18 protein-coding genes are annotated in these 19,860 nt (G+C 63.1%); 4 read left to right on the top strand and 14 right to left on the bottom strand.

Going from position 1 to position 19,860, the window contains the following annotated elements; all coding sequences use genetic code 11:
* On the bottom strand, window positions 1-667 hold a 667-nt coding region (locus ACXJ7R_RS07465; protein ID WP_457151258.1), incomplete at its 3' end, for an ABC transporter substrate-binding protein.
* 187 nt (window positions 668-854) lie between these two features.
* Between ACXJ7R_RS07465 and ACXJ7R_RS07460 the strand changes: the two genes are divergently transcribed.
* From ACXJ7R_RS07460 to dhaL, 4 genes are all read left to right on the top strand, one after another.
* Window positions 855-1,898: a Gfo/Idh/MocA family protein gene (locus ACXJ7R_RS07460; RefSeq protein ID WP_457151257.1), complete on the top strand. Its 1,044-nt coding sequence runs from the start codon at window positions 855-857 to the stop codon at window positions 1,896-1,898.
* A complete protein-coding gene (locus tag ACXJ7R_RS07455; protein ID WP_457151256.1) occupies window positions 1,888-2,664 on the top strand; it encodes a GntR family transcriptional regulator in 777 nt (258 codons plus the stop codon). Before ACXJ7R_RS07460 ends, ACXJ7R_RS07455 begins: the two co-directional genes overlap by 11 nt.
* 141 nt (window positions 2,665-2,805) lie before the next feature.
* Window positions 2,806-3,813, top strand: coding sequence for a dihydroxyacetone kinase subunit DhaK (locus tag ACXJ7R_RS07450; protein ID WP_457151255.1), 1,008 nt, complete (start codon window positions 2,806-2,808; stop codon window positions 3,811-3,813).
* A gap of 83 nt (window positions 3,814-3,896) precedes the next feature.
* Window positions 3,897-4,538 carry a dihydroxyacetone kinase subunit DhaL gene (gene dhaL, locus ACXJ7R_RS07445; RefSeq protein WP_457151254.1) on the top strand — a complete coding sequence of 214 codons (642 nt, stop codon included), beginning with the start codon at window positions 3,897-3,899 and terminating at the stop codon, window positions 4,536-4,538.
* Window positions 4,539-4,557: 19 nt separating this feature from the next.
* Here the strand turns inward: dhaL and derI are convergent, their stop codons facing one another.
* From derI to ACXJ7R_RS07380, 13 genes are all read right to left on the bottom strand, one after another.
* The gene (derI, locus tag ACXJ7R_RS07440) at window positions 4,558-4,995 is read right to left on the bottom strand and encodes a D-erythrulose-4-phosphate isomerase (protein WP_457151253.1); all 438 of its coding nucleotides are present in this window, start codon (window positions 4,993-4,995) and stop codon (window positions 4,558-4,560) included.
* 32 nt (window positions 4,996-5,027) lie between these two features.
* Window positions 5,028-5,795 carry a triose-phosphate isomerase gene (locus tag ACXJ7R_RS07435; protein WP_457151252.1) on the bottom strand — a complete coding sequence of 256 codons (768 nt, stop codon included), beginning with the start codon at window positions 5,793-5,795 and terminating at the stop codon, window positions 5,028-5,030.
* A 63-nt stretch (window positions 5,796-5,858) separates the two neighbouring features.
* Complete coding sequence (locus ACXJ7R_RS07430) at window positions 5,859-6,797, bottom strand: sugar phosphate isomerase/epimerase family protein (protein WP_457151251.1); 939 nt, start codon at window positions 6,795-6,797, stop codon at window positions 5,859-5,861.
* Window positions 6,797-8,305, bottom strand: a complete 1,509-nt coding sequence (locus ACXJ7R_RS07425; RefSeq protein ID WP_457151250.1) for a glycerol-3-phosphate dehydrogenase — start codon at window positions 8,303-8,305, stop codon at window positions 6,797-6,799. The genes ACXJ7R_RS07430 and ACXJ7R_RS07425 overlap by 1 nt, the downstream gene beginning before the upstream one ends.
* Window positions 8,306-8,309: 4 nt before the next feature.
* Window positions 8,310-9,884 carry an FGGY family carbohydrate kinase gene (locus ACXJ7R_RS07420; protein WP_457151249.1) on the bottom strand — a complete coding sequence of 525 codons (1,575 nt, stop codon included), beginning with the start codon at window positions 9,882-9,884 and terminating at the stop codon, window positions 8,310-8,312.
* Window positions 9,885-9,984: 100 nt separating this feature from the next.
* Window positions 9,985-10,926 (bottom strand): D-ribose ABC transporter substrate-binding protein, encoded by a 942-nt coding sequence (locus ACXJ7R_RS07415; protein WP_095081092.1) that lies wholly within the window; start codon window positions 10,924-10,926, stop codon window positions 9,985-9,987.
* A 39-nt stretch (window positions 10,927-10,965) separates the two neighbouring features.
* On the bottom strand, window positions 10,966-12,099 hold the full coding sequence (locus tag ACXJ7R_RS07410) for an ABC transporter permease (RefSeq protein WP_095081090.1): 1,134 nt from the start codon (window positions 12,097-12,099) through the stop codon (window positions 10,966-10,968).
* A gap of 26 nt (window positions 12,100-12,125) precedes the next feature.
* Window positions 12,126-13,667 carry a sugar ABC transporter ATP-binding protein gene (locus ACXJ7R_RS07405; protein WP_457151248.1) on the bottom strand — a complete coding sequence of 514 codons (1,542 nt, stop codon included), beginning with the start codon at window positions 13,665-13,667 and terminating at the stop codon, window positions 12,126-12,128.
* Entirely contained in the window at window positions 13,664-14,320 is a 657-nt protein-coding gene (locus ACXJ7R_RS07400) for a DUF2291 family protein (protein ID WP_457151247.1), read from the bottom strand. Before ACXJ7R_RS07400 ends, ACXJ7R_RS07405 begins: the two co-directional genes overlap by 4 nt.
* A gap of 33 nt (window positions 14,321-14,353) precedes the next feature.
* The gene (locus ACXJ7R_RS07395) at window positions 14,354-15,427 is read right to left on the bottom strand and encodes a sugar-binding transcriptional regulator (protein WP_457151246.1); all 1,074 of its coding nucleotides are present in this window, start codon (window positions 15,425-15,427) and stop codon (window positions 14,354-14,356) included.
* A gap of 368 nt (window positions 15,428-15,795) precedes the next feature.
* Window positions 15,796-17,508 carry a glycerol-3-phosphate dehydrogenase/oxidase gene (locus ACXJ7R_RS07390; protein WP_457151245.1) on the bottom strand — a complete coding sequence of 571 codons (1,713 nt, stop codon included), beginning with the start codon at window positions 17,506-17,508 and terminating at the stop codon, window positions 15,796-15,798.
* Window positions 17,505-18,281 carry a DeoR/GlpR family DNA-binding transcription regulator gene (locus ACXJ7R_RS07385; protein WP_457151244.1) on the bottom strand — a complete coding sequence of 259 codons (777 nt, stop codon included), beginning with the start codon at window positions 18,279-18,281 and terminating at the stop codon, window positions 17,505-17,507. The genes ACXJ7R_RS07390 and ACXJ7R_RS07385 overlap by 4 nt, the downstream gene beginning before the upstream one ends.
* On the bottom strand, window positions 18,278-19,813 hold the full coding sequence (locus ACXJ7R_RS07380; RefSeq protein ID WP_457151259.1) for an FGGY-family carbohydrate kinase: 1,536 nt from the start codon (window positions 19,811-19,813) through the stop codon (window positions 18,278-18,280). The genes ACXJ7R_RS07385 and ACXJ7R_RS07380 overlap by 4 nt, the downstream gene beginning before the upstream one ends.
* Window positions 19,814-19,860 lie beyond the last annotated feature (47 nt).

Raw genomic sequence — 19,860 nt, 5'->3', positions numbered from 1 at the left:
ATTCGGGGTCGGTCAGTTTCTTCTTGCCGTCGATCAGGCCGAGCCGGCCCTGCTCGCCCTTCCAGTAGGCCGGACCGATGCTGTAGAGGCCGTTATAGGCGAGTTGCCAGGATTCGGCCGAGCCGTAAGCCAGCGGCGTATAGCGGCCGTCCTTCTTGATCGCCTGCAGCACATCGATGAACTCGGCGCTGGTGGTCGGCACCTTCAAACCCAGTTCCTTGAAGATGTCGGCGTTGTAGTAGAAGCCGGCGAGCACGGCGGCGACCGGCAGACAGTAGGCCTTGTCGTCGGCGCCCGACCAAGCGGCGCGGGACGTCTTGTCGAAGTTTTCCAGGCCCGGCAGCCCTTCCAGGGATTCGAAATAGCCGCGCTTGATCCATTCGCGATTCACGTCGAAGGGGCGGCAGGTGATCAGGTCGCCGCCGGCGCCGCCTTCGATCTGCGACTGGATGGCGGCATTGTATTCATTGGTGTTGATCGGCGCGAACTCGACCTTGATGTCGGGATGCTTGGCTTCGAAGGCGGGCAGGATGGTGTCCTGCCAGACCGCGATGTCCTCGGTCCGCCAGCTGTTCAAGGTGATGGTGACCGGGTCGGCAAAAGCGGCGCCTACGCCGCCTGAAAACATCACGCCAAGCGTCGCCGCCAGCGGGATCGATACACGCATGGAACGCATTTTCCTGCTCTCCCTCAAGATGGTGCCCCGTGTGGATTCACGATTTTGCACTGTTGCCTGGGACCATACCTACTGATACATGTTGTGACAAGTGGTATTGTGTTGTCTTTTCCTGTTGTATGGTCGTTGTCCGGACTGGGCGCCACCAAACAGACGGCAAGAAATTTGGGAGGACTTGATGATTGGAGTTGGAATTCTGGGGTCGGGTTTCATCGCTGAGACCTATGCGGACTCGCTGCTCGACGTACGCAATGCCGAACTCGTGGCCTGCTCCTCGCGCAGCTTCGAGCGCGCCGAAGCCTTCGCGAAAAAGTGGGGTTCAAAGGTCACCGCCCACAGGGATATCGACGCCTTGTGCGCCGATCCGGCGGTCGAGCTCGTGGTGATCGCGCTGCCCAACGAGATCCATCTCGAAGCCGTCAGGATCGCTGCCAGGTACGGCAAGGCCGTCATCTGCACCAAGCCATTGGCACGCACGGGCAAGGAAGCGCAGGAAATCCTCGATATCGTCCAGCGTGCCGGCATCTGGCACGGCTATGCCGAATGCGCCGTGTTTTCCCCCAACATTGCCAAGGCCCACCAGATGATACAGGCGGGCGGCATCGGCAATCTCCTCACCATGCGCGCCCGGGAAGCACATTCGGGGCCGCACGCGCCGCATTTCTGGAACGCCGAGCTCGCCGGTGGCGGCGCCCTGCTCGACATGGGCTGCCACACCGTCGAAAGCGCCCGCCACTTCTTCGGCAAGGACAACGAGATTACCGAGGTGATGGCGTGGGGCGCGACGCTGGTCCACGGTGATAAGACAACCGGGGAAGACACGGCGATCGCGCTGCTGAAATTCGCCGGCGGCCAGCTCGCGACGATCGAATCGTCGTGGATCGAAAAAGGCGGCATGCAGCTTCGCCATGAACTGGTTGGCTCGGCCGGCCGTATCGTCACCGACACATCCGTCGGCCCGGTCTGGGGTTTTATCGAAAAGCCGGTGGGCTACCTCGTCGAGAAGGCGGATTCCGAGACCGGCTGGGTCTATCCGGTGCCCGAGGAGACCCGGGCCTACGGTTTTTCACAACAGATGCGGCATTTTGTGGAACACTTCGCGGCTGGGACGACGCCACTGGAAACCTTCGAGGATGGGGTCATCGTTAACCAGGTAATTGACGCCTGCTACCGTTCGATGCGAACGGGCGTCTGGGAAAAGATCAGGGCAGATGGTAACTGAAATGGAGGGCTCGCCACTGCAGTCGGACGGACCCGAACCGCTCTGGCGACAAGCGGCCGATGCGATCCTGCAGGAGATCGCCGCCGGCAAGCTTGCTTCGGGCGCGCGGCTGCCGCCCGAGCGCGATCTGTTCACGCGCATGTCGATCAGCAGGGTGACCTTGCGCCGGGCCCTGCAAAGCCTTGTCGAGGAAGGTGTGCTGACCCCTTCGCATGGGCGCGGCTGGTATGTTTCGGCCAAGGTGCCGAAGGAGTTTCCCAACACGCTGGAATCCTTCAGCGAGACCGCCAGGCGTCTCGGTCTGGCGCCCTCCTCCGACGTGTTGCGCGCCGAGGAAGCACCCGCCTCGCTGGACGAGGCCGAGGAGCTGTCGATCGCACCCGGCGCGACGCTGTTCCACCTGGAAAGGATCCGCCGCCTCGACCAGGTTCCGGTCGCCGTCGACACCTCGTTCTTCGCCCTCGCCCTCGTCCCCGATCTCAGCCGTGTCGACTTCCGCACCGCTTCGCTGTTCGGCCTGCTGATCGATGCCGGCGTTGATCTGGCACGCGCCGAAACCACGATCGAGGCGCGCGGCGCCGATCCTACCCTCGCGCGCCACCTCGACATCGACGTCGGCAAATCCACCCTGGTGATGCGTCAGCTCATCGTCGATGCGACCGGCCGGCCGCTGCTGTCGTCGACGATCCGATATGCCGGCGACCGCTATCGCCTTCGCACGTCGTTTTCGCGGACAGGCAGGTCGGCGGGGCGCGCCGCTGGCTAGCCGCCGGATCGCAACCGTCCAGGCATGCTTGTCAACAACGGCGGCGCGCGAACACCGCAACGCGTGAAATGCTTTTGCCGGGTGGAAATCCCGATAACACCCGGTACTATCTGCAAAAATATCGAAATCGGGAGGCTACGGGTGCAGACCAAGAAGATCATCAATGACGGCAACCGCGCCGTCGACGAGATGCTGGAAGGCATCCTGGCCGCGCATCCCCGCCATCTCAAGAGCGTCGACGGCAGTTCACGCTCGATCATCGCCCGCGACGGACCGCGCCAAGGCAAGGTGGGCCTCGTCATCGGCGGCGGCTCGGGGCACGAGCCGAGCTTTCTCGGCTTCGTCGGCAAGGGGCTGGCCGATGCGGCGGCCATCGGCAACGTCTTCGCCTCGCCGCCGCCAGACCCGATCCTCGAATGCGCCAGGGCGGTCAGTGGGGGCGCCGGCGTCCTGTTCATGTACGGCAACTATGCCGGCGACGTGATGAATTTCGACATGGCGGCCGAGATGGCTGATATGGACGACATCGAGGTGCGCACGGTRCTGAGCACCGACGACGTCGCCTCGGCACCGCGCGACCAGCGGCACAAGAGGCGTGGCGTCGCCGGCAATTTCTTCATCTTCAAAGCGGCCGGTGCCGCCTGCGACCGGATGCTGTCCTTCGACGAATGCGAGCGCATCGCCGGGAAGGCCAACGACCACACCTTCACCATGGGCGTCGCGCTGTCGCCCTGTTCGCTGCCGCAGACCCGCCGGCCGAATTTCGAGATCGGGCCTGACGAGATGGAGATCGGGATGGGCATCCACGGCGAGCCCGGCATCGCCCGCGGAAAACTGAAAACGGCCGACGAGATCACCGACGAGATGCTGGACAAGATCCTCGACGAGATGGCGCCGGCACGCGGCGACAAGGTCGCCGTGCTCGTCAATTCGCTCGGTTCGACGCCGCTGATGGAACTCTACATCATGAACCGGCGGTTGAAGCGCCGGCTTGATGACATCGGTGTATCTATTCACGCAACCTGGGTCGGCAATTACTGCACCTCACTCGAAATGGCCGGGGCCTCGATCACGCTACATCGGCTGGACGGCGAGTTGCAGACGATGCTGGACCACCCCTGCGACTGCGCCATGTTTCGCGCCGGCTAGACCATGATCCCGAAAAGTGGAGTTCCGGTTTTCGGAAAAGTTCATGGTCAAACAATAGACCTTCAGCGGCAAGGGCCAAAGACATGACGACAATCGACACCGCCCGCCTTGCCGGCATGTTCGCGGCCATCGCGGACGCGATGTCAGCCGACAGGGACCGGCTGTGCGCGCTTGACGGCATTATCGGCGACGCCGACCACGGCATTGCGATGGAGCTCGGATTTTCCGCGGCACGCGATGCGGTAGCGGCATTGGACACCGGAGCCACCGATCCGACCACCTTGCTGAACACCGCGGCAAAGTCGTTTCTGAATGCCGTCGGCGCCTCCTCGGGTCCGCTCTATGCCACTGCGTTCATGCGCGGCGCGGCAGCCGTGAAGGGCAAGACGTCGCTCGACGATGCCGACGCGGTCGCAATGTTCCAGGCCATGGCCAAGGGCATTCAGGATCGCGGCAAGGCCGAGCCGGGCGAAAAGACCATGGTGGATGCATGGGGTCCGGCAGCGCAGGCGGCGGGCGAGGCGCTGGCCTCCGGCAAGGGTCTGGCGGGCAGTCTCGAGGCTGCTGCCCAGGCGGCGAAGGCAGGCGCGGAAGCGACCAAGGCGATGATCGCCGCCAAGGGCCGGGCGTCACGCCTCGGCGAACGCTCGCTTGGCCATATGGATCCAGGCGCCGCGTCCGCCGTAACCGTGATCGAGGCGATGCGGGTCACCCTGACCGGCTGATCAGGAGCGAGTCCCGCCTTCAGCGCTTGCTGTCGAGCTTGTCGATGGCATGCACGTTTGCGGCGGAGGGGCCGTTCGGATCGAACTCCGAGGCCAGCCATGCGTCGGCGATCGATTTCGCCAGTTCGGGACCGATGACGCGGGCGCCCATGGTGATGATCTGTGCGTTGTTGGACTTGGCGGCGCGCTCGGCGGAATAGGTATCATGGGTCAATGCGGCGCGAATTCCCGGGACTTTGTTGGCGGATATGCTGACGCCAATGCCGGTACCGCAGAACAGGATGGCCCGGTCGTAGTTGCCGTCCAGAATTTCGTGACCGACCTTGGCGGCGATATCGGCGTAGAATCCGGCCTGGCTAAGATCGATCACCTGCAGCTCCGGCTTCGTGGCGAGATGCTTGGCGATGACGTCGAGCAGCGGTTTGCCGGCGCTGTCGGCTCCGAGTGCTATTTTCATGGCATGAACTCCTTTGCTTCTTACTGTAATGGTCAGCGCTCGATGGCGGCCGACGCCTTTTTCAGGATGTMGATGTAGCCTTCCGCTTGCCACGCCGAACGGCCAATGAACAGGCCATCGACATGCGGCTGGCCGATCAGTTCGGCCGCGTTGCCGGGATTGACGCTGCCGCCGTAAAGCACGGGCGGCGCGTTCGCCATCCGGCTTGCGGCGACCTCTTTGATCAGCGCCTGTTGCTTGTCGGCATAGTCGGCGCTGGCCGGGATACCCTTCTCGCCGATCGCCCAGACAGGCTCGTAGGCAAAGAGGATTTCCGCCGACAGTTCAGCGTCCTTCAGACCTTGCAGCGCACCGAGAACCTGCGCGGTCAAAACGTCATCGGCGCGCCCGCCTTCGCGTTCGGTCAACGTCTCGCCGACGCAGATCAGCGGCACCAAACCGTGCCTGACCGCCGCCGCCGTCTTCAATCCGACAGTCGCATCCGTTTCGCCGAAATGCTCGCGACGCTCGCTATGGCCGAGTTCGATCAGATCGAGCCCACAATCCTTCAGCATCACCGGCGAAACCTCTCCCGTCCAGGCGCCGGCGTCTGCCCAATGCATGTTCTGGGCGCCGACCTTCACGCGGGTCGCAGCCAACGCCGCCTTGACCTCGCGCACGGCTGTGAACGGCGGAATGACGAACGGTTGTATCGCCTGATCGAAACCGGGCACGAACGCCGCCAGTGCATCGGCGAACTCCAGTGCCTCCGCCAGCGTCTTGTTCATCTTCCAACTCGTGCCGACCCAATATGGGGCCATTCCTTTTCTCCTTCGATCCTTCTGCGGCCGCCATCGGCGCCGGCTTTCAGGCGACGTATTCGTTCAGGCCCGAGGCTTGAGACTATCGCGGCCGCTGTCGATGTAAGGCGCCCAGAAATCCACCGACTCGCGGATCATCTCGATAACCTGATGATCGACCGGTTCCCTCTCCCTGAAGGAAAGTTCAAGGCAAATTTCGTTGTCGGTTCCGCCGCCCTGCCGCACGGTGTCGAGCAGCTTCTGCGGAACTATGCGGCCGTCCTTGTTGTAGGCAGCCGTGAACGGCCAGTGTCCACCCTTGTTCATCGAAGACTGCTTGATGTGGATGATCGGCGACTGCAGCGGAAACGCCTTCGCCCAGGCATAAGGATCGGTGTCGTCAGGATTTGGCGAGGTGACGTCGCCATGGTCGATATCCACCATCATCTTCATCGGGATCGGCAGGTTGGCCGCATCGATGGCACTCTGCAGCGTGATGCAGCTTTCGATCGTGTGGCCAAATTCCCGGCCCACCGACATCGGCTCCCAGAACAGATATGTCAGGCCCGCCGCCTTGGCGTGTTCGGCCACCTCGCGCCAGCATTCAAGCGCGATGTCGAGAAGTGCAGCGCGCCGCTCCGGATCGTCATAATCCTTGTAGGTGAATATGGCGAACTGCGTGCCCATGCCCGGAGCACCGAGTTCGGCGGAAATGTCGGCAAAGGTCTTGAACCAGTCGATATAGTAGCGCCGGACATCCGGGTCCGGATGGCCGAAATGATTGAGCCGGCCATAGGGTCCGGTCATGCCGGAGGTGATCTTGACACCGGTCCGCGAAAGCGCCCGGTTGAACAAGCGCAGGAATTTGGCAATCGTCGCCGCCGGCCAGCCCGGATTGACGAATTCGTGCGTCAGTTGCACGTCGCGGATACCGATGCCGTAGGCAATGGCGTCGATCAGGTCGTCGGGATCGGCGAAGCGATTGACCAGCGGATTGGTGTTGAGGGAAAGCGTGAAGGCCATCAGTCTGCCGCCGCCATGATGTTGCCGAACCAGTCTTCGAACGTCTTCCGCTCGGCTGCATTGATATGCAGGCCATGTTTGGTGCGGCGCTCCAGTATGTCGGCTGATGTGCCGGCCCATTCGGTGTCGACCAGGAACTTTGCTTCCCGTTCATAAAAATCAGGTCCGAAACGGCGGCCGAGATCCGCCTCGCTTTGGGTGCCGGCGAGCAATTGCCTGGCACGGCTGCCATAGCTTCGAGCGTAGTGCTTCACCAGCGACGGGCCGAGCCACGGAAACTCGGTGTGCAACTCGCCCAGGAACTTTTCGAAGTCTGCGTTCGGCAGGTCGCCCCCCGGCAAGGGAATTTTGGCAGTCCAGGCTTTCTTCATCGCCGGAAAGAACGGCTGGATTTTTTCCAGCGCATGTTCGGACAGCTTGCGGAAGGTGGTGATTTTGCCGCCAAACACCGACAGAAGCGGTGCGCCGCCGCTCGGGGCGTCGAGTTCGAAGATATAGTCGCGTGTCACCGCGCTCGGATTGTCGGCATTGTCGTCATAGAGCGGGCGCACGCCGGAGAAGCTGTAGACCACGTCCCGTGGTGTCAGCTGTCGCTTGAAATAGCGATTGACCACCTTGATCAGATAATCGACTTCGCTTGGCTCGGCGGCCACTTCCTCCGGCCTGCCTTCGTAGGGAATGTCGGTCGTGCCGATCAGCGCCAGATCGTTCTCGTAGGGGTTGACGAAGATCACCCGCTTGTCGCTGTTCTGGATGAGATAGGCCTGCCGTCCCTCCCAGAATTTGGGCACGACGATATGGCTGCCCTTAACAAGCCGAACATTGCGGGTGGAATTCTGCCCGGCGACGCGGCTGACAATGTCGTTGACCCACGGCCCTGCCGCATTGACCAGCGCCCGCGCGCGGATTTTCGTCACCGCACCCGTGCGGCCATCCTGCATGTCGATCRACCACAGTCCGTCTTCGCGGCGGGCGGCGACACAAGCGGTCCGCGTCAGCACGCTGGCGCCGCGCTGGCTGGCGTCCAGGGCGTTGAGCAGCACAAGGCGCGCATCGTCGACCCAGCAGTCGGAATATTCGAAACCGCGCTTGAATTCGTCCTTGATCGGCGCCCCTTCCGGCGCTGTTCTGAGATCGAGCGTCCTGGTTCCCGGCAGCCGCTTGCGGCCGCCAAGGTGATCGTAAAGAAACAGTCCGAGCCGGACCAACCACGCCGGCCTGTCTTCGGGACTGTGCGGAAGAACGAAGCGCATGGGCCAGATGATGTGCGGCGCCGCCTCGAGCAGCACTTCGCGTTCGATGAGTGCCTCGCGAACCAGCCGGAATTCATAATATTCCAGATAGCGCAGGCCGCCATGCACCAGTTTGCCGGAGCGAGAGCTGGTACCTTGCGCCAGATCGTCCTTTTCGCACAGGATGACGGACAGCCCGCGACCTGCCGCATCACGCGCGATGCCGGCCCCGTTGACGCCGCCGCCAATCACAAAGAGATCAACTATATCACTCAAGACCTTACTCCTGTGCACCCGGGAGGCGGGTGAGCGGCCGGTGCGCCATGGTTTTCCACACCGGCCGAAGCGCCTGGCGCGCCGCAACGAAGGAAGGGAAGAGCGCATCGTAGCTTTGCGAAAGCGCCTCGTCATAGGCATCGCAGTCGCCGAGAAGCGGCGTCACCCACTCGGCGGCGCAGTCGTCCATCGATCGATAGACGCCAAGGCCGACCGCGGCCATCATCGCCGCACCTGCAGCACCTGCTTCCTGGCGGCTGCTCGTTCGCACTTGCGCCCGGGTCGCCGCCGCGATGATGCGACGCAGGGACGGGCTGCGCGCGGCGCCGCCCGATAGCCGGATCTCGCCCGGCATCGTGCCCATCGCCTGGTAGCAATCGCGGGCTGCGAAGGCCAACCCCTCGAGGACGGCGCGTGCCAGATCGCCAAAGCCGTGCTTGACTGAAAGGCCGATGAAGCCTGCGCGCGCATCAGGGTCGACGAACGGTCCGCGTTCCCCGGCGAGCGAAATATAGGGCTGGTAGACCAGCGATCCCGGCTCCGATCCCTCCACCCAGACGTCGAGCGCTTTCAGCAAATCGTCGCGCGAGAGCTCGGCGCCGCCGGCGGTGAGCACGTCGCGTGCAAGGCCAAGCAGCCAGTCTATGTTGAGCGTCGCCGCCATGTTGGACTGCAGCTGTGCAAAGGCACCCGGAATAGGCATGGCGATCGTGTAGCCAGATCCATCGCCGTTGAGCACGACATCGCCAGGTGTGCGGGCGAAGCGCGTATGTATGCCGGTCGAGCCGATGACCGTGCAGCCGACATTGCCGCTCCGATCATAGAGGCCGGCTCCCAGCGCTGTCATGACCATATCCACATAACCCAGCACAACCGGCGTACCTTCGAGCAGGCCGGTCTCTCCTGCCGCCGATCGCGACAGCGGGTGATGGTCGGTGGTGCCCTCAAGCATGGGAGGCAACAGGCGGCGATGCGTCGCCAGATCCAGAATGTCGAAGACTTCGTCGGAATAGCTGCGCGAGCGAAAATCGCCGAAGGTGAAGGTTCCTTCGGACGGATCGGTGGCGCGTTCACCCGTCATCTTGAAGTAGAGCCAATCCTTGCAATGCAGTGCGGTCGCCGCCTGCTGCAGCATGTCCGGATCGTTCTTTTTCATAAAGGCAAGCTGAGCGCCCTGCTGGCAGGAGTTGAGCCCCGTGCCGGTCAGTTCAAACCGCGTGCGATCGCGGGGATCGGCGCGCATCTCGTCCACCAGGTGTCCGGCGCGGGCGTCGAGCCACAGCCACGCGCGCCCGACCGGCAAGCCGTCGCCATCGATCAGCCAGGTTCCGTCGCCCTGCCCGGTGATGGCAACCGCCGCGGTTCGTTGCGCGAGGTCGGAAATTTTGGTCGCCAGGTCACGAACGGTCCGCGCCATGTCGCGCCAGGTCTGATCGAGGTCCTGCTCGGCGCCGCCACCTTCCAGCGTGACGAAACTGTTGTTCACCGACGTCATGGCGAGCTGCCGACCGGACAGATCGAACGCGACCGATTTGATCACCGACGTTCCCGCGTCGATCCCGATCAGCAGATCTTTCATGCCGCAAATTCCGGTTGGTTGCGAAGGCGGTTCACAGGGACGTTGTCTGAAGCCGTAGAAGAGGCAGGGAGTGTCCGCAAGGACACCCCCTGTGCAGGTTTTACTCCGACAGCACGAAGGGTGCGGTGTACTTGTCGACATTGTCCTTGGTGATGAGAAGGCAATCGAACAGCTGCTTCTCGGTCGCCGCACCGGTGGCGCCAGACTTGATGAACGAGTCCGCCTGCTGCACGGCCTTGGCCGAGAAGATGGCGACTGGCTGCAGCACAGTGTACTGCAGTTCGCCGGACTTGATTGCCGCAACCGCGTCCGGAGAGCCGTCGAAGCCGCCGACCTTGATGCCGGAGAGCTTGCCGGCTTCCTTCAGCGCGGCAACCGCGCCGAGCGCCATTTCGTCATTGCCGCTGATCACGGCGATGATGTCGGGATTGGCCTGCAGCATGCTCTGCATCTTGTCGTGGCCCTTGGTACGATCCCAGTCGGCGACCTGCGAGGCAGCCTTTTCGAGGTCCGGATATTGGCTCAGCACGGTCGCGTAACCGTTCGAGCGCGTGGCGGCGTTGTTGTCCGACGGGGCGCCGAGGAGTTCGACATATTTGCCCTTTTCGCCGACTGCCTGCACCCATTGCTGAGCGCCCAGAGCAGCACCCTGGGCATTGTTGGAAACGAGCTGCCCCTTCGCCAGACCTTCCTGATTGATCTCGGCGTTGACGAGGAAAACCGGGATGTTGGCGGCAATCGCCTTCTTCACCGCGCCGACGGAGCCGTCGGCATTGGCCGGATCAAGGATGATCGCCACGGACTTGTTGGTAATGGCGGTGTCGATCAGGTTGCTTTCGGTGTTGGTGTCACCCTTGTGGGCGGCGACGTTGGCCGTATAGCCGAGCTTCTCGGCTTCGGCCTTGGCGACATTGCCCTCCGTCAGCCAGTAGGGGTTGGCCGGATCATTGACGATGATCGAGATCAGGCCCGCGGCCGACGCGGCGGCCGTGAACCCGACAACCATCGCAGCGGCAAGCAGACTTTTCAGCATGGTTTTCATATACATTCCTCCAAATGATTTACGCGGTGTTGCTGCCAGTCACCTGGCAGTCTTCCCTTGGGCAGGATTGGCCGGCTCGGCCTTCCCCCGTTGCTGAGAAGTCGGTTGGCCGCCCGTCGAAGCCGGGAGCTTGCTACGGCGGCGATACTGAACGGCATTGAGAAGCACGGCGAGCACGATGACGGCGCCGGTGAACACTGTCTGCCAGTAGGACGAGATACCGATGATCACCAGACCGTCGGAAAGGAAGCCGATGACGAAGGCGCCGAGCAGGGTTCCGCGGATGTTACCGCGCCCTCCGGTCAGCGCCGCGCCGCCGATGACGACGGCCGCAATGGCCGTCAATTCGTAGGTGGTGCCGGCGGTCGGACCCGCCGACGTCAGCTGCGAGGACAGGATCAGGCCGGCAATGGCGGCACAGATGCCTGACAGCACATAGACGGAAACCTGCACCGTCTTGACCGGAACACCGGACAGTTCAGCCGCTCGCTCGTTGCCGCCTGATGCGTAAAGCCAACGCCCGAAGGCGGTGCGGTTCAAGACGATGCTGCCGATCAGCGCGATGACCACCAGAACCACCACGCCGGTCGGCACGCCGAACAGGCGGTTGAAGCCGAGCGCGTCGAAGCCGGTGTTTCCCAGCTCCGGCTTGCCGCCGAGGTTGTTGTAGGTCAGGCCGCTGGTCATCAGCAGCGCCAGGCCGCGGGCCATGTACATGACGCCCAGCGTGGCGACGAAGGCCGGAACCTTGAAGCGCGCGATGAGCACGCCGTTGATCAGCCCGACACCAGCGCCCAGCATGCAGGCAATCACCGCGACCACCCAGACCGGCGGGTAGAGAACGACACCCAGCCAGGTCAGCGTCACGCCTTGCATCAGGAATCCGGCAACGACGCCGGCCAAGCCCAGCGTCGACCCCACCGACAGATCGATGCCGCCGTTGAGGATGACGAGCAGCATGCCGACCGCGAGAATTCCGAAGATGGCGACATGCGAGGCCATGGTCAGGAAATTCGCCACCGAGAGGTAGTAGGGCGACAGGATCGAGAAGACGACGATGATGACGATCAGGGCAAAGAAGGCCCGGCCCTCGAGCAACAGCTTGGCGAGATCGAAGCCTTCGCCGCGCGCGCTTGCACTGGACTGTTTTCTGGCCTGGCTGACGTCGGTCATGATCGGGGCTCCGATATTCATGGTGATCAGGCGACCACGGCTTCGCCGGAGGCGGCCATGATCTGCTCTTTGGTGGCGCTGGCGCCGAATTCCGCTGAAATCCTGCCCCGGCGCATCACCACGATCCGGTGCGCGATGCTGAGGCACTCGTTGACCTCGGAGGTCGAGAAGACGACCGCCAGGCCCTGCGCGGCGCGTTCGCTCAGCAAGCGGAAGACCTCCGCCTTGGCGCCGACATCGATGCCACGGCTCGGCTCGTCGAGGAGGATGACCTTGGGGTTGGTCGTCAGCATCTTGCCGATGACGACCTTCTGCTGATTGCCGCCCGACAGCGATCCGATCATGGCATTGCCGCCCGCGGTCTTGACGGTGACCTTGCGGATCGAGTCTTCGACCAGCTCTCGCTCTCTGGAGCGAGACAGAAACAGCCCTTTTGCGAACGCCTCGATGCTGGCAAGCGAGAGATTGCGGCCGACGGTCATCGTCTGCACCAGCCCGTCACGCTGGCGGTCCTCGGGGACGAGCACAAGACCTTTGGCGATGCGCTGGGCTATGCTCATTCTCGAGACATCCTCGCCTTCCAGCAGCGCCCGGCCGCCCGCCATCGGCATCCGCCCGGCGACGGCTTCCAGCAACTCCGTGCGTCCGGCGCCCATCAGCCCATAGATGCAGACGATCTCGCCCGCCCTGACATCGAGCGACAGGTGATCGACGACGGAATAGCCCGAGCCCGAAGCGTCTATGACGCTGACATCCTCGATCGACAGGGCGACCTCGCCGAACGCATGGCCGGTCGGCGGCGAGCCGAGATCGAAGTTCTCGCCCACCATGTTGCGGACGATCCACTCGAGATCGATGTCCCTGGCTTCGGCCGTTGCCGTTATCGCGCCGTCGCGCAGGACAACGGCGTAGTCGGTGATCTGCAGCGCCTCTTCGAGGTGATGTGAAATGTAGACGATGGAAACGCCGCGGCTGGTCAGGTCGCGGATCACCTTGAACAGCACCTCCACCTCTGTCGCGCTGAGCGCCGAGGTCGGTTCGTCCATGATGAGGATGCGCGAGTCGACCGACAGTGCCCGCGCGATCTCGACGATCTGCTGCTGGCCGAGACGCAAATCCTCGACCAGGGTCATCGGATCTATGTCTTCTTCGAGATCGGCCATCAGCGCGCGCGCCTGGCGCGATTCCTCGGCGAAGTCGAGGCCGGTCCTGGTGCGCAGTTCGCGGCCCATGAAGATGTTGTCGCGAACGCTGAGGTTCGGCGCCAGGCTGAGTTCCTGGTGGATGATCGAGATGCCGCGATCGCGCGCGTCCGAGGACGAGGAAAAACTGACGAGATTGCCGTCAAGCACGATGTCGCCCGATGTCGGCGTGACGACGCCGGACAGGATCTTCATCAGCGTCGACTTGCCGGCGCCATTCTCGCCGAACAGTGTGGTGACCTTGCCGCGATGGATGTCGAAATTGACGCCCTTGAGCGCGTGAACGCCACCATACGACATGACGATGTTGCGCGCCGAAAGCACGGCGTCGCCATTCGCGGGCGCGGTGTCGGCAGCCGGTTTCATTGCACCTCCAGCCTCACCGGAGTGACCAGCCAGCTCTTCGGATTGACTAGCTTGAACGCGCCGACCACCGATATGGTCTTGCCGGTCAGGGCGCTCGTATCGACCTTTGCCAGGACTTCCTTCTTCATCTCGTTGTTCAGCGCCGAGCCGGCGTCCTGGTATTCGATCTGGTTGGTGAACTGACCGAATGTGATCTTGCCGGTGGCGTCACGCAGCTCGGTGCCGTTGATCGCCGGCCCCGTCTGTACGCGAACCTGCAGCGTGTCCGGCACGCCCTCGACGGCGACCTTGTAGATGCCCGATTTTCCCTCGCCGACGACGCCGGTGAACTTGACCGAGATGACCGGTCCGACGCCCGCCGGCACGCCGTATTCCTTCTCGGCCGTCGCCCTGTCCTTGGCGATCGCGGTTGCCACCGTCACCGCGTCGGCCGCTCGCGCTTCGACATCTGCCTGCACCTTGGGAAATTCCGACTTGCCATAGTCGGCCGCCGAAAAGACGGCGCTGCGAACGTCGCCCGCGGACCCGATCCTGACCACCTTGGTGTCGAGCGCCATGGCGCCGAGCAGGACGACAGCCGCGGCGCCGGCAAGGATGCGGCGCAGGCCGGGCGAGACCTGCCGGGTCGGTGCGGTGGTGGCCTTCGCGCTCATGATGCAAACACCGGCGATGCGGGTTTTCCGTTGTCACGCATTCGACGATCCTCCGTTCACATGGCGCTTCGCCGCGCTGGCCGCTCCATTGGACTGGTTCAGTTCGACAAGGGCACGGGCGGTGCATTCATCGGTGATCAGGCCGCTCAGGTAACGGCTTTCGAGCACTGCTTTGATCGCCCGGACTTTCACCTTGCCGCCGGCGACGGCGACAATCCTGCGGCCTTTCAATTGGTCCCGCGGCAGCGCCAGGATTCTTTCCGACAGCGCCGTTTCCACAGGACGCCCCTTGTCGTCGAAGAAGTGGGCGAGCAGCTCGCCGACGCCGCCATCGCGCTTGACCTCATCGATTTCGGAATGCTCGATCATGCCGGTTGCGACCAGCGAAGCTTCCCGCTCGGCGGTCCCTATGCCGACGAACATCAGGTCGGACCGGCCTGCCAGAGCGAAGACATCGCTGATGCCGCGTTGGCCGAGCAGCACCTCGCGGTCCTCGGCGGTGTTGGCGACGAAGGGCACCGGCATCACATAGGCCTGCGCGCCGGTCCGTTCGGCCAGCCGATGCATGACGTCGTGCGGATTGGCGGCAAATTTGCGCGTCACGCCGCCAAGCAGCGAGACGAAACGGATATGGGCGGCAGGAGTGCGCGTCAGATATTCGACGCTGGCCGCGAGGGTGCGGCCATGGCCGACGCCGATCAGCATGTCTTCGCCACGATCGATCTCGCGCTTCAGGAACTGCGCACCGGCGATGCCCAGTCCCCTGAGCGGCAGGTCTTCCTGATCCAGATCCGGAACAACCTCGCAATAATCGAGCCCGTATGCGGCGGTGAGGCGCTGCTCCAACTCCACACACTCGGCGACGTCGCCGTCGATAAAGACCCTGACCAGACCTTCCTGGTTGGCCTTGGTGATGAGCCGATGCGCCTTGAGGCTGGTCAGGCCAAGCCGCTTGGCGACCTGGGCCTGCGTGAGACCCCCGGCAAAGTGAAGCCACGCCGCGCGTGTGGCGAGGCTGGACTCGTGGTCGCGGTTAGCGGTTCCGCCAGATTTCAAGCCATCTCCTCCCGAGATGATATTATTATCTTTATGTGCAAAAATTTTCATACCTTTGCGTCGCTGTCAACCCCTCCGCCTGACTCCCAGGCCATTGCGGGGATCCACAGGCCTCGCCCCTCGCCGATACGTCGCCCTCTCGGTCGGCGTCGGTCCATTAGGAGGTCGGCATGTTGGGTTGATCATATGACGATGTTAAATTAACGTCAATTGATGTTATCAAATGTCTTCGTTGGCGGCATCATGGAGGCGAATTCCGCCAACATGCCAATTAAGTGACTGTTTTCAATGAGATATCTTCGTCGGTATAAAAATCCCAATCCATCTGTGAGTTGGGACATTTCGGGTGCGCGGCGCAACCAGGAGCAAACCGATCGGATTGCCCAGAAAAAGCGGGATCGGCATTGTCGATGACGCGCTCAGTCCAGCCGCATCAGGTTCCTGCCTTCGAGCTCCACGACAGCGGCCTCGACCTCCCGCGCAACGCGCTTGGCGTTCCAGCCCAGCGCCCGCCCGGCGATCATGGCAATCTCCTGCAGATCGCGGCTTGTCAGTGAACCGCCTATGGCGAGCGTGCTGCGACGCATGACAATGTCGGCCAGATGTTCGACGAACTCGTGGCGGACGATGTAGTCGATCTCCGATCTGCCGTAGCTGTCGGAGTCCGGCAAATCGCCCTGACCATTTGGCCCATGAGTCGCAATCTCCAGGGCTTTGGTCCCGTAGCGCGACAGCAATTGGTCGAGACGTCGTTCCTCGACGTCCGTCTCCGCCCGGGCCTGGGCTAGCCAGCTTGCGCGTGCCTCAGCATTGGCGGGGAAATCCTTTCCGCCGCCGATCGGCATGGATTGCGTCGTTACCTTACGGCTGCGCCGCAGACGGTCGAGTATCGCGTCGGCGACTTCCTCGGCAAAGCCCCGGAATGTCGTCCATTTGCCGCCGACCAGCGAAATGACCGCGAAGGGCCTGTCCCGGTCCGGCTCGGCGACCGGAGCGGAATGATCGCGACTGATCAGGCCCGGTAGCGATGCATCAGAGGCCGGGAGCGGCCTGATGCCGCTATAGGCGTATACGATCTGGGCGTGTTCGAAAATCATGCCCGGCAACAGCGTCCGCACGCTCTCGAGCAGATAGTCGACTTCGTCGGGTTCGCAGCGGACCTCGTCGGGGTTGTCGGCTTTGATGTCGGTCGAGCCGACCAGCGCCAGGCCGAGATAATCGTAGACAAGGCAGATGCGGCCGTCATCGGCCTCGAAATAAAGCATCCGCCCGGCCAGGCTTTTTACCAGTTCGTCATGCTTCAGCAGGATGTGCGAGCCCTTGGTGCCGCCGATCATCTTCGACGGTGCACCGAGCAAGGCGTTGACATCGTCGATCCAGGGACCGGCGGCATTGACCACCAGCTTTGGCTGCACCGAAAATGCACCACCGTTTTCCGGCTGGAAGGTCAGTACGCCATTGGCTGAGCTCACCAGTGCTGTGTAGTTCGTGCTGGCGGAGGCTGCATTGGACCGCAAGCCGTCGAGGATCAACTCGAGCACCAGCCTTTCGGGATGGCTTATCTTGGCATCGTAATAGGTGCCGGTGGCGACGATCGAAGGGTTGAGCGCCGGCATCTCGCCCAGCGCTTGCCGCCGTCCGACCATGCGGTGGCGCGGCATGACCTGGTTTCGCGAGCCGTAGAAATCGTAGATCATCAGGCCGATCTTGATCAGGAGGGCGCCGCGGCTGCGCGGCGCGCTGGTCGAGCCGAACAGCGTTCGCAGCGCCGCCAGCATGCCCTTGCTCCAGGAAAAGATCGGAATGACGGTCGGCAGCGGGCTGACATAGTGCGGTGCATTCTGCAAAAGCAGGTTGCGTTCGAGCGTCGACTGCGCCACCAGTCCGAACTCGCCGGTTTCGAGATATTTCAACCCGCCATGGATGAGCCGCGATGGCGCGGCACTGGTGCCGGAGCCGAAATCCGCCTTGTCGACGATCAGACAGCTGACGCCTTGCGCGCAAAGGTCGCGAAACAGCCCCGCCCCGTTGATGCCGGCGCCAAGAATGACGACGTCGACCTCGCCGGCCGCGGCCATGGCGGCGAGACGCCCGGCGGCACCTTCCGCACCTGCTGCGTCGGCTGAGCTCATTGTGCCGTCGTCTTGACGATGCGCAGCTTCACGCCAGCCCGTTCGAGGTGCTGCGCCTGTGCATCGCCCAGCCCCTCGGTCGTCAGCACGGCATCGAAACTGGTCAGATCGTCAAAGACATGCAGTGCGATCCGGTCGAACTTCGCATGGTCGACCAGCAGGATGCGCTTCACCGATGCGGCCATCATCGCCTGCTTGACCCTCACGACATTGGGATCCTGGATGAAGGCCGTGGTTCCGGTGATGGCCGAAGCCGAACAGATCAGGACATTGGCGCGAAGCTGCGCCACGGCGTTCTCGCAGACGATGCCGATATAGGCATTGTAGGTGCCGTGGTACTTGCCACCGAGACAGATGAAGTCGATGTCGTCGACGTTGGTCAGCAGCGAAGCCGTCGCCACGCTGTTGGTGATGACGGTCAGCGGCTTTACGTCGAGCAGCAGCGTGGCGACGGCGTTTGCCGTCGATGAATCGTCCAGCATGACCACCTGTCCGGCTTCGACATAATCCAGTGCCGCGCGCGCCAGCGTATCTTTCTCTACTCTGTTGACAGTCACCCGGTAACGAAAGGCACTTTCGTAGAGGCCGGAAGGCTGAACCGTCACCGCGCCGTGCAGTTTGCGAAGCACGCCCTGCTGCGCCAGCCGGTCGATGTGCCGGTGGATGGTCATGCGCGATACGCCAAAATGCTCGACCAGATCGTCGATGCGCACCTGGCCGAGCTTGATCACATACTCGGCGATCTCTTCGCGTCGTTCGTCGGCCTTGATCATGCAGTCCCCCAGGTGTCTGGCCGCGCCAGCCTTTCGATCTCAGGCCATAGCGACTTCAGTTGCTCGGCGATGCGGCAATAGAGGGAAAACCGCTCGCTGAACACAGCACTGGAGGCAGGCACGGGCTGATACTGGCGCGCCGTCATGCCGACCTGCCTGGCACCCTGTTGCGGCGTCGCGAAGATACCGACTGCGGCGCCGGCGCAAAGGGCGGCACCCAAGGCGGCGGCCTCGTCGGTCGAGGTGATGGTGACCGGGGCGTTCAGCACGTCGGCAAACATCTGCACGAAAGCCGGATTGCGCGAACCGCCGCCGGTCAGGCGTATCTCGCGGACCGCGAAGCCCTCGCGCAAGGCTTCGACATGGGTGCGGTGATTGAAGACAATGCCTTCCAGAACCGCCTTCAGCATGTCGCCGCGATCGTGCCAGCCATGCAGGCCGACAAAACTTCCGCTGGCAACGTCGCCATAGGGGGAGCCGAACAGATAGGGATGAAACAGGATGGTCGAAGGCTTCTTCAGCGCCGCGTCGATCTCTGCTGCCAGCAGTTCGTGGATGGAGCCGCCATCGGCGTTTGTCCTGTCCTGCTCCGAGCGGCAGAAGGTGTCGAGAAACCAGTCGTAGTTTGCAGTCGAGGCCGGCGAGATCGCCATGTTGTTCCAACGGCCTGCATCGATGGCGTTGCGACAGAACCAGCGCCGGTCGACGCGCGGTTTCGAAGAGACGACTTCGTTGATGGAATAGGTGCCGGCGACGATGCTGAGCACGTCCTCCTCATGGCCGCCCATGCCAAGCGCCGAAGCGGTCACGTCGTGCAGGCCGCATGCGACCGGCGTTCCCTTGCGAAGGCCAGTCATTTCGGCGGCATCGGCGGTGACCTGGCCGACGATGTCGGCGGAATGCGCCACTGGCGGCAGCGCGTCGAAAAGCTCGCCCAATCCAAAGACCTGCATCGCTTCCGGCGCGTAGGCCTGCGTACGGAAATCCGTGAACGACGTGCTGGCCTCCGTTCGGTCGGTACCGATCGTGCCGGTCAGGCAAAAGCGAAGCCAGTCCTTGCAGGCCAGTATGTGACCGATGCGAGCATAGCGATCCGGATCGTTCTGCTTGAGCCATGCAAGCAGCGCCGAAGGCGCCGAAACATGCGGCGCCTGGCCGGTGCGCGCAAGCGCTTCGTCGAAGACCAGGTCCGCCGACCATCTTTCGATAATCTCGCCGGCGCGGCTGTCGAGCGACAGGATCCCGGCCCCTAGCGGCCGACGATCCTTGTCGAGCAGATAGAGACCGTCGCCATGCGCGGTCGCTGCCACCGCCCTGATATCGTCCGCCGGCCGGCCACAGAGCGCGATCGCTTCCTTGATGGCGTCGGCGGTCGCTTGCCAGAGGCCTACCATGTCGCGCTCCACCCAGCGCGCATGGGGCATCGACTGCGGCACCCGCCGGCGCGCCACCGACAACTGCGTGCCATCGGCGTCGAAGATCACCGCCTTGGTGACCGTGAGACCGTTATCGATTCCGAGCAAACTGGGCATGATCACCGCCTCTTTCGGCAACTGGCGATGTGCACTGCGCGACAGTC

The sequence above is a fragment of the Mesorhizobium sp. P5_C1 genome, assembly GCF_054049815.1.
Note: the sequence above shows the minus strand (reverse complement) of the source record. Positions and strands in the feature narration are given on the sequence as shown.